16 protein-coding genes are annotated in these 14376 nt (G+C 71.5%); 3 read left to right on the top strand and 13 right to left on the bottom strand.

The window, feature by feature from the left end; translation table 11 throughout:
* The first annotated feature begins 20 nt into the window (after positions 1-20).
* Positions 21-305, top strand: coding sequence for a hypothetical protein (locus ASF52_RS19135; RefSeq protein ID WP_056175471.1), 285 nt, complete (start codon positions 21-23; stop codon positions 303-305).
* 85 nt (positions 306-390) lie between these two features.
* Positions 391-972: a hypothetical protein gene (locus ASF52_RS19130; RefSeq protein ID WP_056175468.1), complete on the top strand. Its 582-nt coding sequence runs from the start codon at positions 391-393 to the stop codon at positions 970-972.
* A gap of 19 nt (positions 973-991) precedes the next feature.
* Here the strand turns inward: ASF52_RS19130 and ASF52_RS19125 are convergent, their stop codons facing one another.
* The 8 genes from ASF52_RS19125 to ASF52_RS19090 all read right to left on the bottom strand — a co-directional run bounded on the left by ASF52_RS19125 (position 992) and on the right by ASF52_RS19090 (position 9386).
* Complete coding sequence (locus ASF52_RS19125; RefSeq protein ID WP_056175465.1) at positions 992-1372, bottom strand: hypothetical protein; 381 nt, start codon at positions 1370-1372, stop codon at positions 992-994.
* A 25-nt stretch (positions 1373-1397) separates the two neighbouring features.
* Complete coding sequence (locus tag ASF52_RS19120; RefSeq protein WP_056175461.1) at positions 1398-2279, bottom strand: 3-hydroxybutyryl-CoA dehydrogenase; 882 nt, start codon at positions 2277-2279, stop codon at positions 1398-1400.
* A gap of 198 nt (positions 2280-2477) precedes the next feature.
* Positions 2478-3431, bottom strand: coding sequence for an electron transfer flavoprotein subunit alpha/FixB family protein (locus ASF52_RS19115; RefSeq protein WP_056175458.1), 954 nt, complete (start codon positions 3429-3431; stop codon positions 2478-2480).
* Between the two features lie 96 nt (positions 3432-3527).
* Complete coding sequence (locus ASF52_RS19110; RefSeq protein ID WP_056175455.1) at positions 3528-4277, bottom strand: electron transfer flavoprotein subunit beta/FixA family protein; 750 nt, start codon at positions 4275-4277, stop codon at positions 3528-3530.
* Between the two features lie 477 nt (positions 4278-4754).
* On the bottom strand, positions 4755-5327 hold the full coding sequence (locus tag ASF52_RS19105; RefSeq protein WP_056175453.1) for a cob(I)yrinic acid a,c-diamide adenosyltransferase: 573 nt from the start codon (positions 5325-5327) through the stop codon (positions 4755-4757).
* A gap of 128 nt (positions 5328-5455) precedes the next feature.
* The gene (locus tag ASF52_RS19100; RefSeq protein WP_056175450.1) at positions 5456-6070 is read right to left on the bottom strand and encodes an acyloxyacyl hydrolase; all 615 of its coding nucleotides are present in this window, start codon (positions 6068-6070) and stop codon (positions 5456-5458) included.
* Positions 6071-6221: 151 nt separating this feature from the next.
* Positions 6222-6407, bottom strand: a complete 186-nt coding sequence (locus tag ASF52_RS19095) for a twin transmembrane helix small protein (protein WP_056175447.1) — start codon at positions 6405-6407, stop codon at positions 6222-6224.
* A 291-nt stretch (positions 6408-6698) separates the two neighbouring features.
* Complete coding sequence (locus ASF52_RS19090) at positions 6699-9386, bottom strand: TIGR02302 family protein (RefSeq protein ID WP_056175444.1); 2688 nt, start codon at positions 9384-9386, stop codon at positions 6699-6701.
* 178 nt (positions 9387-9564) lie between these two features.
* Between ASF52_RS19090 and ASF52_RS19085 the strand changes: the two genes are divergently transcribed.
* Positions 9565-10185 carry a tellurite resistance TerB family protein gene (locus tag ASF52_RS19085; RefSeq protein WP_244473871.1) on the top strand — a complete coding sequence of 207 codons (621 nt, stop codon included), beginning with the start codon at positions 9565-9567 and terminating at the stop codon, positions 10183-10185.
* A 137-nt stretch (positions 10186-10322) separates the two neighbouring features.
* Here the strand turns inward: ASF52_RS19085 and lysA are convergent, their stop codons facing one another.
* From lysA to ASF52_RS19060, 5 genes are all read right to left on the bottom strand, one after another.
* Entirely contained in the window at positions 10323-11600 is a 1278-nt protein-coding gene (gene lysA / locus ASF52_RS19080; RefSeq protein ID WP_056175441.1) for a diaminopimelate decarboxylase, read from the bottom strand.
* 123 nt (positions 11601-11723) lie between these two features.
* Complete coding sequence (locus tag ASF52_RS19075; RefSeq protein WP_056175438.1) at positions 11724-12092, bottom strand: lipoprotein; 369 nt, start codon at positions 12090-12092, stop codon at positions 11724-11726.
* A gap of 178 nt (positions 12093-12270) precedes the next feature.
* Entirely contained in the window at positions 12271-12543 is a 273-nt protein-coding gene (locus ASF52_RS19070; RefSeq protein ID WP_056175436.1) for a hypothetical protein, read from the bottom strand.
* Positions 12544-12715: 172 nt separating this feature from the next.
* Entirely contained in the window at positions 12716-13450 is a 735-nt protein-coding gene (locus ASF52_RS19065; protein ID WP_056175433.1) for a hypothetical protein, read from the bottom strand.
* Positions 13451-13644: 194 nt separating this feature from the next.
* Positions 13645-14283, bottom strand: coding sequence for a DUF1134 domain-containing protein (locus ASF52_RS19060; RefSeq protein ID WP_056175429.1), 639 nt, complete (start codon positions 14281-14283; stop codon positions 13645-13647).
* Positions 14284-14376: the final 93 nt, after the last annotated feature.

The following is a 14376-nucleotide window of genomic DNA, read 5'->3' as shown; positions in this document are numbered from 1 at the left end:
CGCCATCCACGAGAGGTCACATGGCAGAGCAGCTTCACGGACAGGATTCCCGCCAGGGCAAGAAGGGCAAGCCGGTCCTCGCCGTCCTGCTGGGGAGCCTTGCGCTCCTGGCGGTGGCCATCGTCGGCCTGATGACCTGGCAGGGCTCGCAGTCCCCGCCGGACTACGCGTCGCAGACCCGGGCCGGCGCCCAGAACCCGGCCGCCCCCGGCCAGGCGAACAACGGCCTGAAGTCGGACATGCCCGCCAGCACCGGCAGCACCGTCCCGGCCAACACCCAGCCGTCCACGAACTCCGCGCGCTGATCGCTCGGACCGAACCAGAGGCCGGCCCCGCACCCGTGGGCCGGCCTTTTTCGTTGGGATCGACGGCAGGCGGGATGCGTCCGGCATGACCAACCACGTCACGACGCGCTGCACGGTCCGCGGCCCCGCGGAAGCGGTGGCGGCGTTCCGGGCGCTGATGGTGGTGGCGGTGGATCCGCCCCGGCGTCCCGCCCTGGCCTCGCCCGTCCCGGGCTTGCTGGCGCGCCTGCGCGGCCTCTTCCGAGGGTGTGAACCGGGCGCGTCGCCGCCCGTCGAGCCGCCGCTCCTGGCGATGGACTTCAACCGCATCCTGCCGATGCCGGCCTCGCTCACCGCCTATCCCGAACAAACCGCCTGGCTCTTGGAGCACTGGGGCACCCAGCGCAACGCGGAGGCCTACACGGAGACGGCGTGGCACCGGGACGGCACCGCCGTGCTGGAGTTCTGTATCGCCACGGCCTGGAGCTTTCCCGCACCGGTGTTCACGGCACTGCACGGCCGCTTCCCGACCCTGTCGTTCGACATCGTCGGGTTCGAGGAGGCCTGGCAGTTCGCCGTCGCGGGCATCTACGGCCCGGGGGAAACTGGCGCCGTCGAGATCGAGCCGACCGCCGACCTCTACGCGCGGGTGTACGGCGTGCCGCCTGAGCCGGGCGAGGAGGCCTGACGCCGAAGGCCCATCCGCATCACCCCTGCCGCCGCTCGAACCGGATCGGCCGGTGCCCGTCCACGCCGACGCGCATGTCGACGGTCCAGAGGCCGCCCTCGTCGCCCGCGAGGGTGAAGTGCAGGGCGTAGACGAGGGGGTCCGACGCCGGATGGTCGCGGAACTCGACTTCGTCCAGCCACCATGCCGCCGCGTCGTCGCCGCAGGCCTTGTGCCGGTCCACGAACAGATCGAGATAGGCCGCCGCCGTCGCGCGTAGCTCAGGCAGTGAACCCGCCATGGCGTCCGCCACGGCGGCCTGGGCGGGGTGCACCGCCCCGTTCCGGTCGTCGAGGTGGAGGCGGATCGGGCCGATCGCCGCGACCCAGCCCGACCCCGCGCGGGTGTAGCTCAGCGTCACCGCACCACCGACGCGAGGCGCCGCCTCAGCGGGTGGGGACCGGCGTCTCGCCGCGGTAATCGTAGAAGCCGCGCTTCACCTTGCGGCCGAGCCAGCCGGCCTCGACGTACTTCACCAGAAGCGGGCAGGGGCGGTACTTCGAATCGGCCAGCCCCTCGTAGAGCACCTGCATCACCGACAGGCAGGTGTCGAGGCCGATGAAGTCGGCGAGCTGGAGCGGCCCCATGGGGTGGTTCGCGCCGAGCTTCATCGCCGTGTCGATGGATTCCACCGAGCCGACGCCCTCGTAGAGGGTGTAGATCGCCTCGTTGATCATCGGCAGCAGGATGCGGTTGACGATGAAGGCCGGAAAATCCTCCGACATGGTCGAGGTCTTGCCGAGCTTGGCGATGAACGCCTTGGCGGATTCGTAGGTCGGGTCTTCCGTGGCGATGCCGCGGATGAGCTCCACGAGCTGCATCACCGGCACGGGGTTCATGAAGTGGATGCCGATGAACCGCTCGGGCCGGTCCGTGGACGCGGCGAGCCGGGTGATCGAGATGGACGAGGTGTTGGTGGCGACCAGGGCCTCGGGGCGCAGGGAGGCGCACAAGGTGCTGAAGATCTGGCGCTTGGTGGTCTCGTCCTCCGTCGCCGCCTCGATGACGAGGTCGCACGGCGCGAGGTCGTCGAAGCTTTCCGCCCCGACGATGCGGCCGACGGCGCTGCGGCGCTGCTCCTCGGGGATCGTGCCCTTGGCGACCTGACGGGCGAGGTTGCCGTCGATGGTGGCCAGCCCGCTACGGATGCGGGCGGGATCGCGGTCGTTCAACCGGACGTCGAGACCCGCCATGGCGCAGACATGGGCGATGCCGCTGCCCATCTGCCCGGCGCCGACGATCCCGACGGTCCTGATATCGATGCCCATTGCGGTGAATCCAAACCCCCGAGGCGCTTCACGCCCACCGCCGGAGCGACCCGGCGGCAGGTAGGTCTGCGGCTATGAAAACGCGCGTCGCACCAGAATCTTAGACCATTTCCAACCCGAGGGCAGCCCGGCGGAGACCGTTATTCTCGCGCCGGACCCTTGCCGGACCCTTGGGCGCGGCCGCCCTCGTCGGCGGTCCTACTGCCCCTTGGCCTTGACCAGCTCGGCCTGGAAGTCGGGCACCACCTGGAACAGGTCGCCGACGAGGCCGTAATCCGCCACCTGGAAGATCGGCGCGTCCTCGTCCTTGTTGATGGCGACGATGACCTTCGAGTCCTTCATGCCGGCGAGGTGCTGGATCGCGCCCGAGATGCCCACCGCCACGTAGAGGTCGGGGGCCACCACCTTGCCGGTCTGACCGACCTGCCAGTCGTTGGGGGCGTAGCCCGCATCGACCGCCGCGCGCGAGGCGCCGACCGCCGCGCCCAGGGCGTCGGCCAGGGGCTCGATGAGCTCCTTGAACTTGTCGGCCGAGCCCAGCGACCGGCCGCCCGAGACGATGATGCGCGCGGCGGCGAGTTCCGGACGGTCGGATTTCGCGATCTCCTCGCCCTTGAAGGTCGATCCGCCGGCGGCCGGCGCGGCCCCCGAGACGGCCTCGACGGCGGCGGCGGCCCCACCCTCGACGGCGGCCTTGAACGCGGCCGTGCGGACGGTGATGACCTTCTTGGGCTCCTTCGCCTGCACGGTCTGGATGGCGTTGCCGGCGTAGATCGGCCGCTCGAACGTGTCTGGCGAGACCACCGTGATGATGTCGGAGATCTGGGCCACGTCGAGGAGGGCGGCGACCCGCGGCAGCACGTTCTTGCCCGTGGTCGAGGCGGCGGCGATGACCACGTCGTAGGCGCCCGCGAGGGCGGCGATCCCGGCGGCGGTGGGCTCGGCCAGCGCGTGGTCGTAGACGGCGTCCTCGGAGAGCAGCACCTTTTCGACGCCCTCCAGCTTGGCGGCGGCCTCGGCGGCCGTGCGGCCGCCGGAGCCCAGCACCAGGACGTGGACGGGCGCGCCGAGTTGGGCGGCGGCGGTGAGGGCCTTCAGGCTCGCATCGCGAACCGCACCGTTGTCGTGCTCGATGTAGAGGAGGGTGGCCATTCGGGGGACCTCGGGAAGTGTCGGGGCCGGGGGCCCGTCGCCGTCGCGGCGCCGGGCCTCACACGGGGGAGGGCGAGGAGAGGTTAGGAGGCGGGGTCAGATGACCCCGGCTTCGACCTTGAGCTTTTCGACCAGGGCCTTGGCCGACTCGACCTTGACGCCCGCCTTGCGGCCAGCGGGCTCGACGGTCTTCAGCACCGTGATCCGGGGGGTGACGTCGATGCCCAGCGCATCGGGAGTCAGCTCCTCCAGGGGCTTCTTCTTCGCCTTCATGATGTTGGGCAAGCTCGCGTAGCGCGGCTCGTTGAGGCGCAGGTCCGTGGTGACGATGGCCGGCAGCTTGAGGCTCACGGTCTGCAGGCCGCCGTCGACCTCGCGGGTCACGTCGATGGCGCCGTCGCCGAACTCGACCCGGAAGGCGAAGGTACCCTGCGGCCAGTCGAGGAGGGCGGCCAGCATCTGGCCGGTCTGGTTGGAATCGTCGTCGATGGCCTGCTTGCCGAGGATGACGAGCTCCGGGCCCTCCTTGTCCACCAGGGCCTTGAGGATCTTGGCCACGGCGAGGGGCTCCACGAGCCCGTCGGTCTTCACCAGGATGGCACGGTCGGCGCCCATGGCGAGGGCCGTGCGCAGGGTCTCCTGCGCCTGCTGCGGGCCGATGGACACCGCCACGATCTCCGTGACCTTGCCCTTCTCCTTCAGCCGGATGGCCTCCTCGACGGCGATCTCGTCGAAGGGGTTCATGGACATCTTGACGTTGGCCAGATCCACGCCCGAGCCGTCCGCCTTGACCCGGATCTTCACGTTGTAATCGACGACCCGCTTGACGGGCACCAGAACCTTCATGGCGGTCACTATCCTCCGCGCGGATGTTTTTGGGGAGGGCCGGCGCGGCGCGCGGAGGACCCCCGGCACGTCCGGCGATCCAGAACCCTCTCATTTGAGGCGGCGGACCGTAACGACGAGGTTTCGGCCTTGTCAACGCACGTGCGGGGACGCACCCCGCGCCGGGGGACCCGATGAATTCACCGAGCCGCGCTTCCGGGGGCGGACCGAGTCGCCGTCCAGGCATCGCGAGACGGCCCTCCACCCGTGGCGACGGCCTTCGTACCTCCCGCGGGACGCGCCGGTCTCACCTCCCGAAAGGCGATGGCCTTCACGCATCGCGCGGGATGCGCGGGCCCCCTCTCCTGAAAGGAGAGCGGGCCTGTCGTGCTCCACGCCGGCTCAGTGCGGATTTCGAAAAGAGGCAGTCAGCGGATGTGAGAATCCGGCACGGACCGGGACGGCGTGCCGCCCGCGATCGGATCAGCGATGATCCGATCAGCGGTTCTTGCCCGGCACCCACAGCACGTCGTCGGCGCCGTTGGCGTTGGCCGTGCGGCTCGCCACGAACAGGAAGTCCGACAGGCGGTTGAGGTATTGCAGGGCCGGCGCCGAGACAACCTCGCCCTCCGTCGCCGCGAGGGCCACGGCCAGCCGCTCGGCCCGGCGGCAGACGGTGCGGGCGAGGTGCAGGGCGGCGGAGGCCGCCGAGCCGCCGGGCAGCACAAAGGATTTCAGGGGCGACAGGTGCGCGTTCAAGGTGTCGATGTCGGCTTCCAGGCGCTTCACCTGGGCGTCGACCATGCGCAGGGGCTCGTAGGGCAGGGGCGTGCCGGTCTCGGGCGTGGCGAGGTCGGCGCCGAGGTCGAACAGGTCGTTCTGGATCAGGCCCAGCATCGTATCCAAAGCCGGTTCGGCATGGAGCCGGACGAGGCCGATGCAGGCATTGGTCTCGTCCACCGTGCCGTAGGTCTCGATGCGCAGATCCGCCTTCGAGCGGCGCTCGCCGCTGGCCAGGGCCGTCGAGCCCTTGTCGCCCGTGCGGGTGTAGATGCGGTTGAGCGTGACCACGGGCTGTCCGATCGTCGGAGGGGCAGGCATGCCCCGGGGAACAGAGAGATCCCGGGAAACGCCCGAGCCCGGCCGGTCGATCCTTCGGGCACCGGAATCCGGCGGACGTGTCCCTGGATCCGCTCAGGTCAGAACGTGTAACCGATCTTGCCGCCGTAATTGGTCAGGCCGCGGTTGTTGCTGCACAGGCCTGCGTTCGACATGTGCTCGACGGTGGCCATGATGCTCCAACGCTCGCTGAGGCGGAAGCCGAGGGCGGCGGCCTCGCGGAACAGCGGACTGCAGCCGAGGGAATTGAAGCCGGGCGGCGTGGTGGCCTTCAGGCCGGTGTGGCCGTTATGGGCGGCGGCGCCGAAGAAGCCTTCGAGGAAGACGATGTTGTTGAAGGTCTGCGGGAACAGGTCCACGGTCCAGGTCGCGCCGAGATAGGCGTAGCTGGTGCGGCCGCCGAAATTGTAGCTGCCGCCCGCGGTGGGACGCGGCACGAAGGCCTGCCAGAACGGATCGAGGCTCACCAGCGGCTTGGCGAACAGGATCTCGCCGTTGATGTTGTTGGTGTCGCGCTCGGCGCTGCCGGGGTCCTGCACGGCGCCGCCGATGCGGACCTCCGAGACGAAGCTCATGGGCTTGACCGGGGCCGCGTAGGCGGCCGGCATCGATCCGCCGCGCAGATCGGCGGCCTGGACCGGGACGGCGGCCAGGGCGAGGGCGCCGGCGAGCAGACGGGACGAGTTGGAAAGCATCGGGACCGATCCGGTTGTAGTGGGCCTGTCTAGCACGGGGCCACGGAGCCGCGTCAGGCCACGGACCGCTTAATCCGCCCCATCCTCCCCGATAGACCGGCGGTGAGACCTCCCCGCCACACCCCGGGGGATCCCGCCGGGACCGGAACGATCAGGTCGAGCGCCACCACACCACGCCCATGATCAGGACGATGGCCACGAATTGCAGCAGGACGCGCAGGCGCATGAGCCTCTGCGAGACGTTGGCGCTGCCGCCCCGCATCATGTTGACGAGGCCGAGCAGCAGCACGACGGCCACCGCCGCGCAGGCGAGGAGAACGAGGGTGTTGGAGGACATCACGGGGTCAGGATCTCGCGGCTGGGGCGTCGGCGCGCCGATCGGAACAGGGGGCCGAGCGCCGACACGACGGCACGCTCCCCATATGGACTTCGGCTCCGTCGCCGCCCAGGGGCCGGGATTTCGGCATCGGTCGCGAGGGCGAAATTGCGCGGATCAATGTCCGACAACGCGTCGCGGTCGGCGTGGAGCGCGACGGGCCCCCTCTGCGAAACGGCGATCATTTCCTGACGAGGCGGCGTTGTCCGCGCCTCACCACACCGCGCTGGCCCGGAAAGAGCGGGGGACCGCTCAGTTCCGGCGCAGCAGGCGCTCGAAATAGTCGAGCTCCTCGCGCGGGCGGCTCGGGTCGCCGAGCTTGCGCCGCAGCTCCTCGAGGATCCGGCGGGTGCGCTGGACGGCGGATTCGTCGGCGGTGGGCACCCGGGCGTTGCCGCTCGTCATGTTGCGCCCCTTGTTGGGACGCCCAAGGGGGTCGTTCTCGCTGTTGCCCGCCTGGCCCTGCTGACTCGGGTTCTGCCCCCCCTCCTGCTGGCCGTCCCCCTCGCCTTCGCCCTCCGCCATCTCCTGCATCTGCTTCTGCATGCCCTCGGCGCCGCGCTTGAGCCCGTCGAGGGCACGCCCCTGTGCATCGACGGCCTCGCCCTCGCGGCCCTGGCCCAGCGCCCCTTCGGCCTCGCGCATGGCCTCTTCGGCTTCGGACAGGCCGTCCTCGCCCTCCATGCCGAGGTCCTTCATCTTGCGCTGCAGATCCTGGAGGCGCTCCCGCAGTGCCTGCTGGCGCTCGCCCTGTCCTTGACCCTTCTGGCCCTTCTGACCCTGGCCCTGCTGGCCTTCGCCGTTCTGGCCCTGACCCGGCTGGCCCTGTCCCGGCTGGCCCTTCTGGCCGGGCTGCTGCTGACCGCGCGGCGGGCGCTGACCGGGCCGGGGCTGGCCGGACCCGCCTTCCTTGTCCTGGCCCTCCTTGAAGGTCTGGTCGCGCAGCTCCTGCTGCTCGCGGGAGAGCTTGTCGAGTTCGTCGGCCTGCTTCGCCATCTCGCGCGAACTCGGATCGGCCTTGCCGCCGGGCTCGGCGGTCTGGAGGTTCTCGAGGATCTCGCGCAGCTGCTCAAGGAGCCGCTGGGCCTCCGCCGTGTCGCCGCGCTTCATCGCGTCGGCCATGTCCTTCAGCATCTTGTTGAGGTCGTCGGGGGTCACGGTCTTGCCCCCTTGGGCCGGCGGCTGGCCGTCGGCCTTGGGCTTCTGGCCCTTCTCCTTCTGGCGCTCGGCCATGTTCTTCATGAACGTGTCGAGGGCCTTCTTCAGATCCTCCGTGAGCTTCTGGATCTCCTCGTCGGGGGCGTTGCGCTCGATGGCCTGCTTGAGGTTGTCCTGGGCCGCGCGCAGGCTCTTCTCGGCGTCCGAGAGGTCGCCGTCCTCGATCTTGAGGGCCATCTCCCACAGGAGGTCGGCGACCTCCATCAGGGCCGCGTCGTTGCGGGCGGCGCGCAGGCGGCGCGATGCGGTCTTGAGACCGAGGAACACGCTCGGCTGCGGGGTGAAGCGGTCAGGCGCGATGAGGAGGGCGTCGAGGGCGGTGAGGACCCGGCCCCGGCTCTCGTCGGGGGCGGTGATGAGGCGGCGGCGCTCCTCCGCCAGGGACCGCGCCAGGGGTTGGGTGAACACGCGGGCCGGCAGGGTGATCTCCGCCGTCTCCGTGCGGCCCTCCTGGCCGGCCTCGTCCTTCGCCACCAGGGTGAGGCGCACCCGGGCGCCCGACCACGGATTGTCGGTGAGATCGACCAGGGTCTTGGTGTCGGCCTCGCCGGCGGCGTCGGCCGGTAGCGCGAGCGCGATGCGCGGCGGCGGCACCAGGGCGCGGGTGCCGGCCAGGGGCTCGACGATCCCCTCGGCCGACGCGATGCCGTAATCGTCTTTGGCCCGGTAGGTCAGGTTGAAGGTGCCGCGGGTGTTGACCTCGAGGGCGCCGATGCGGCGGATCTCGGGCGGCAGGTCGGGAATCGTCTCGACGACGAGGTGCTGGAGCGGCGCCCCGCCGGCCGCGATGGTGAGTTCGGCGGTGCCGCCCGTGAGCCGGAACCGGTCCTCGCGCAGGTCCGCGTGCGGCGGCTTGTTCGCCTGCGGGGCTTTGTCCCCCTGCGGGGCTTGGGCCGGCAACGCCGTCAGGCCGGATTTCGCGTCGAGGGTCGCCGCGCCGTGGCCGGCGATGCGGATGATCAGGGTGGAATTGACCGGCGCGCGCAGGCGCTGCTCGGTGCCGTTCATGGTCACCACCAGGGGCGGCAGGCGGGTGTAGAGGGGCGGGTCGATCCAGCCGTCGACCCGGAAGCTCGGGGCGGGCGGGGGCGGCAGGGTCCAGTCGAAGGCGCCCGCGAGGCGCTGGCGCCACTCGGCCCCGGCGACGAACAGGCTGGCGACGGCGGCCACCAGGAGGGCGGCGCGCAGCGCGAAGGGATCGCGGCGGGGCATGTCGGGCCGGGGCGGGGCGGCCTTCAGGCGGGCCACCGCCTCGGCCGACCGGCGCTGGTGCAGGGCCCACAGGGCCCGGGTCGCGGGGTCCGCGGTGCCGAGCGCTAGGGTATCCTCAATGGCCGAGGCCGGACCGTGGACGAGGGCACCGTCGCGGCCGGCGGCCTCGCGGTCGATGCGGGCCAGGGCAGCGCGCCGGCTCGGGCGCCGCAGGGTCGCCAGCGGCAGGAGGGCGGCCACGAGGGCGAGGCCGAAGGCGGCGAGCCCCACCATGCGCCACGTCGGCGAGAGGTCGAGCCACAGGCCGAGCCAGGACAGGGTGAGGAAGGCGAGGGCGAGTCCGAGCCCGCGCCACAGGATCGGCCAGGCGCCTTCCCACAGCGCGGCCGTCTGCGACCAGGAGACGAGGCGGTCGAGGCGCCCGCGAAGGGCGGCGCCGCCGACGGTGGTGGCACCACCCGGGCTGGAAGCGCGTGTCGCGCCGGACGTCGCCGGGTCGGCCTCGGCCATCGTGTCGGGTTCCTCTGGCGCCGTGGTCCTCTGACGCCGGACGCGCAAGCTAGCATGGTGGCCGCCGGGGGCGATCGGGTCAAATCAGCCCATGGCGCGCCGGGGCGGAGCGTCGATCTGAACCGAGGCGCCCCGGCCGGGGTTGGGGATCGATTGCACATGACGAAGGGGGCATCCGATGTCCGAGGTACAGCAGGCCGGGCCGGGCGATTCGGCCGCACGCAGCATGGTCGATGCGCTGGTGCGCACCCGCCGCACGGGACTCGCGGCGACGGCGGCCCTCGGCGGCCTCGCCCTGGTGGCGGCCCTCGCCACAAAGGCCCTGCGGGGCGCGCCCGCCATGCAGTACGGCGATCCCAAGGCCTCCGATCCAAAGGCCTCCGATCCAAAGAGCACCGACACGAAAGCGCCCGCACCCCCCGGCGCCACACCGTTCGACCACATCACCGTCGGCGAGGACGAGGCCCGGACCATGCTGCGCGCCATGGTGGCAGCGACCCTGGCGGACGGTCTGGTCGATGCGGGCGAGCGCAAGCGCCTCGACGACGCCCTGTCGGCGGCGGGCATCGAGGCCGACGGTCGGCGCTGGCTCGAGGCGGAACTCGCCGACCCGGCAGACGTGGACGCCATCGCCGAGCGGGCGACCAACCCCGAGCAGGCGGCCCGCATCTACGCGGCGGCGCGCCTCGCCATCGACCCCGACACCCTGCAGGAACGCAAGTTCCTCCAGGACCTGGCCGAGGCGCTGGATCTCCCCGTCGAGGCGACCGAGCGGCTGGAGGCGGAATTGGCGGCGTGAGTCCGGGATCGTTTCCCCGGCCGGGATCGACCGAACCACTCGAAGCGCATCCCCTCGCCCCGCTTGCGGGGAGAGGCGATGCACTCAGGCGTTCAGTAAACTTTTGACGATCTGCGCCGGAGGGTTACCCCAAACTCTCAAGCCGTCTCCGCCAGCCACTCCGGCACGCGGTCGAGGCCGATGAGTTCCTCGTAGGTCTGGCGCGGGCGCACCACGGCCCAGTCGGCGCCGCGCACCAGCACCTCGGGCACGAGGCGGCGGGTGTTGTAGGTGCCGGCCTGGACGGCGCCGTAGGCGCCGGCACTCATCACCGCCATGAGGTCGCCGGGGGCCACCTCGGGGATGTCGCGGGCGAGCGCGATGTAGTCGCCGCTCTCGCAGACGGGGCCGACCACGTCGGCGACGAGCCGGGGCGTCTCGGGACCGGCCTCGAGGACCGGGCGCAGGCCGTGATAGGCGTCGTAGAGGGTCGGGCGGATGAGGTCGTTCATGGCCGCGTCGACGATGACGAAGGTCCGGCCTTCAGCGCGCTTCACGTAGAGCACGCGGGTGACGAGGATGCCGGCGTTCCCGGCGATCATCCGGCCGATCTCGAACACCGGGCGCAGGCCCAGACTCGTGAAGTGCGGGCGCAGGATCGCCGCCAGGGCCGAAGGGTCCGGCGGGGGCGCGTTGTCGTCGCGGTAGGGAATGCCGAGGCCGCCGCCGAAATCGATGTGGTGCAGGGCGTGGCCGTCGGCGAGCAGGTCGCGGGCGAGGCCAGCGAGCAGACGGGCGGCGTGGTCGAAGGGCGCCAGATCGGTGATCTGGCTGCCGATGTGCATGTCGACGCCGGAGACCGCGAGGCCCGGCAGGGTGGCGGCATGGGCGTAGACCGCGCGTGCGCGCGCGATCGGAATGCCGAACTTGTTCTCGGATTTACCCGTGGAGATCTTCGCGTGGGTTCCGGCGTCGACGTCGGGGTTCACCCGGATCGAGACGGGGGCCGTGAGGCCGAGGCCGGCGGCGACCCCCGACAGCACGGCGAGTTCGGGCTCGCTCTCGACGTTGAAGCAATAGATGCCGGCCTTGAGGGCGGCGGCCATCTCGTCGGGGGTCTTGCCGACGCCGGAGAACACGATCCGCTGCGGATCGACTCCGGCAGCCAGCGCCCGGCGGAGTTCGCCTTCTGACACGATGTCCATGCCCGCCCCCTGGCGGGCGAGGGTCGTGAGCACCGCCTGGTTGGAATTCGCCTTCATGGCGTAGCACACCAGGGCGTCGTCGCCCGCGAACGCCTCGGCGAACACCCGGTAATGCCGCTCCAGGGTGGCGGTGGCGTAGCAGTAGAACGGCGTCCCGACCGCGTCGGCGAGGCCCGTCAGATCGACGTCCTCGGCCGCGAGGCGACCGTCGCGGTAATGGAAGTGATGCATCGCGTGGCCTTGGACGCAGGGCTTTTCGGAAGGGCTTTTGGACGACGGGCTTCCGGACGACGGGTCTTGGGCACCCAAGAGGACGAAGATCCCGGAGGGCGAAAACCCCGGAGGAGGCCGGCCCTAGAGGAGCGGGTCGAGGAAGAACGGCTGCTTCGGAACGACGTAGCCGCGCTTGGCGCCGCGCCCGGTCAGGATCGGCGCCTCGCTGCCCGACCCCGGCACCACGGCGGCGTCGAGCTCGTCGCCGGCCCGCACCGCATCGGGATCCAGCGTGGCGGCACCGCCGCCGAGGCCGACGCTTTGGGGGAGGGCGCGGGGGCTCGCGGGCGCCGTGCCGGAGAGGCGCGCGGTGGGCGGATTCGGCGCGGCGGAGCCCGGCGGCGGTTCGAGGCCGCCGCGCCGGCCGCAGCCGGCGGTCGCCAAGGCGACGAGGCCGAAGGCCGCGAGGATCGTGAGGGAGCGCGACGGGGCGCCGTGGGATCTGGGCATCGGGGCTTTGGGGGTCCGGCACGCGAATGGCCGCCACCATAGCGGCTGCAGGCCCGCGACGCGAGGGAAACGGCCGCGCTTATCCCGTGGCGCGCATGGGTCCACTGGAAAACCGGTCCACTGGAAAACCGGGCCGCACCCTGCGGTGCGGCCCGGCCGAGACCACGGGGCGGTCCGGCTACTTCTTGTTGGCGGGGTTCTTCTCGTAGGCGTCGATGGCCCGGCGGCAATTCTCCGACAGCTTGGTCCAGTTGGTCTGGAAGCACTTGTCCATGGCCGGATCGTCGGGGGAGATGTTGCCGCAATAGGTCAGGTAGTCGCCGGTGCAGTACTTCTTCAGGGTCTCATTGCCGCGCTTGGTCTGCGGCGCCGGCTGCGCCAGGGCCGGAGCCGCGGCGAGGGACGCCGTGGCGGCCAGGGCGAGGACGATCGAAGCTAGTTTCTTGGCCATAGGGGGCGCAGTCCGTCTCGAAGTCAGGAGGGAATGGGCGACCGGATGCTGTGCTCGCGTGGTCGAAACAAGGCACATGCATGGTCGACGCATGGAAAGTTTGCTTATCTACGCCGCAGCCTGAACGAGACGCAACGGCGCGTCGGTAGACCCGTTCAGCGGGGGAACCCGTTCAGGAGCGCGCCATCGGATAGGCATCGACGGCGGGCAGGCGGTCGCGGCGCATGAGACTGTCGGCCACGTCCGTGATCCGGGCCCGCAGGGCGGCGGTGTCGGCGTCCTGGGGCGCCGTGCGTGCCACGGAGCGCGCCAGGGCCTCCTCGGCGGCGGCGAGGCTCGCCCGCAGGGTCTCGCGTTCCGCCGTCAGGGTCGCGCACCGGGCGGCGAGGTCGATCCGCGCCGGGTCGCCGTCCGCGACGGGCGCGGCATGATGGCGCCGCACGAGATCGTCGAGCAGGTCGCGATGCGCGTCCTCGAGGACCCGCAGGGTGGCGAGCCCGACCGCGCCGTCGGCCCGCGCGACGGTGAGGTCGCGTTCCACGCCGTCGAGGGTGGCCCGGGTCTCGGCGATTTCCGCCTGCCGCTCGCGCAGGGCCGCCTCCCGCGCCTCGACGGCCCGGGAGAGGGCGGCGGCCTCGAGGGTGCGGGCGCCGATGGCGGCCATGTCGGCGTGGCGGGCGGCCTGCACGGTCTCGACCCGGCGCTCCAGGCGGCGACGCGCCACGGCGAACTCGGCCCGCAGGTGATCCTTCTCGGCCGCGACCTCGGCCACGGACAGGGGCAGCCGGGCCTCGATCCGGCGGCGGGACAGGCGGATGGCGCGCGCGTTCACCGCCGGCAGCAGCAACAGGGCGCACAGGGCGGCGGCGAGGAAGCCGAGCGCGAAGATCATCACGGTTTCGATCACGCGGGCACCCTCATCCCTCACACCGGAACAAGCCGATCGCGGCCGTCGTCACGGCCGCGTCAGGTGCTTTAACCCGAGTCGATGAGGCAGGGCGAGGGTGGGCGTGCCACACCCCGCCCCGGAGTGGTGTGCGGAACGCCCCGGGCGCGGCCCATGCCCGCACCGGGCGGGGAGGGGCTTCGGGCGAGCGTTCCTCAGAACGGGTTCCAGGTCGGCTTGTCGGTGAACTTGAGGTAGCCGATGTTGATGCCGAGACGCGCGCCGACGCCCGTGCGGATCGGCACCACCACGACATCGTCGGCGGTCACCGCCGTCATGCCGAAGCCGCCGATGAAGTAGGCCGAGCCGTCGACGCCGACGAAGCGGCGGTAGAGCCCCTGCACCGACGGCAGGTTGTAGACGAGCATCATCGTCCGGTCGCCGTCGCCGCCGACGTCGAACCCGATGGACGGGCCCTGCCAGTAGATGCGGCGCTTGCCGGCGTTGCGGGTGTAGAACGTGCCCTCGCCGTAGCGCACGCCGCCCACGATGGCGCCGGACGCTTCCTGGCCGAGGATGTAGCCGTTGGGCTCGCCCCAGCGTCGGGTCGCCTCCTCGACGGTGAGGGCGAGGCCGCGCGACATCGAGCCGAAGAAGCGGTGGCCGTTGTCGACGATCTCGGCGGGCCGGAAGGTGCCGGACCCGGCTTCGTCCGGGGCGGCCGGCGCCGTGCGGGCCGGACCGGCCAGGACGGGTGTGCCGTGGACGAACGCCGGGGCGAGCAGCGCGGCGGCCAGGGCGAGGCGGGCGCCGAACCGGGCCGGGGCGGGGCGGGGGGAGGGACAGTTCAGCATCGTGCCTCGTCGCGTGCGGTGCCGGATGGCGTCCCGGCGAAAGATCCCGAGCGAGAGGTCCCCAGCGGGAGACCCCCAGCAACAGACTCCGGG

This window comes from Methylobacterium sp. Leaf112, from assembly GCF_001423295.1.
Lineage (GTDB): Bacteria > Pseudomonadota > Alphaproteobacteria > Rhizobiales > Beijerinckiaceae > Methylobacterium.
The sequence above is the reverse complement of the archived record's forward strand: the minus strand, read 5'-3'. Positions and strand labels throughout refer to the sequence as shown.

What these genes read in the sequence shown, in the direction of transcription:
- ASF52_RS19135 (WP_056175471.1), top strand. Translation starts at nt 21, where the DNA reads ATGGCAGAGCAGCTTCACGGACAGGATTCCCGCCAGGGCAAGAAGGGC.
- ASF52_RS19130 (WP_056175468.1), top strand. Translation starts at nt 391, where the DNA reads ATGACCAACCACGTCACGACGCGCTGCACGGTCCGCGGCCCCGCGGAA.
- ASF52_RS19120 (WP_056175461.1), bottom strand. Translation starts at nt 2,279, where the DNA reads ATGGGCATCGATATCAGGACCGTCGGGATCGTCGGCGCCGGGCAGATG.
- ASF52_RS19115 (WP_056175458.1), bottom strand. Translation starts at nt 3,431, where the DNA reads ATGGCCACCCTCCTCTACATCGAGCACGACAACGGTGCGGTTCGCGAT.
- ASF52_RS19110 (WP_056175455.1), bottom strand. Translation starts at nt 4,277, where the DNA reads ATGAAGGTTCTGGTGCCCGTCAAGCGGGTCGTCGATTACAACGTGAAG.
- ASF52_RS19100 (WP_056175450.1), bottom strand. Translation starts at nt 6,070, where the DNA reads ATGCTTTCCAACTCGTCCCGTCTGCTCGCCGGCGCCCTCGCCCTGGCC.
- ASF52_RS19095 (WP_056175447.1), bottom strand. Translation starts at nt 6,407, where the DNA reads ATGTCCTCCAACACCCTCGTTCTCCTCGCCTGCGCGGCGGTGGCCGTC.
- ASF52_RS19090 (WP_056175444.1), bottom strand. Translation starts at nt 9,386, where the DNA reads ATGGCCGAGGCCGACCCGGCGACGTCCGGCGCGACACGCGCTTCCAGC.
- ASF52_RS19085 (WP_244473871.1), top strand. Translation starts at nt 9,565, where the DNA reads ATGTCCGAGGTACAGCAGGCCGGGCCGGGCGATTCGGCCGCACGCAGC.
- lysA (WP_056175441.1), bottom strand. Translation starts at nt 11,600, where the DNA reads ATGCATCACTTCCATTACCGCGACGGTCGCCTCGCGGCCGAGGACGTC.
- ASF52_RS19075 (WP_056175438.1), bottom strand. Translation starts at nt 12,092, where the DNA reads ATGCCCAGATCCCACGGCGCCCCGTCGCGCTCCCTCACGATCCTCGCG.
- ASF52_RS19070 (WP_056175436.1), bottom strand. Translation starts at nt 12,543, where the DNA reads ATGGCCAAGAAACTAGCTTCGATCGTCCTCGCCCTGGCCGCCACGGCG.
- ASF52_RS19060 (WP_056175429.1), bottom strand. Translation starts at nt 14,283, where the DNA reads ATGCTGAACTGTCCCTCCCCCCGCCCCGCCCCGGCCCGGTTCGGCGCC.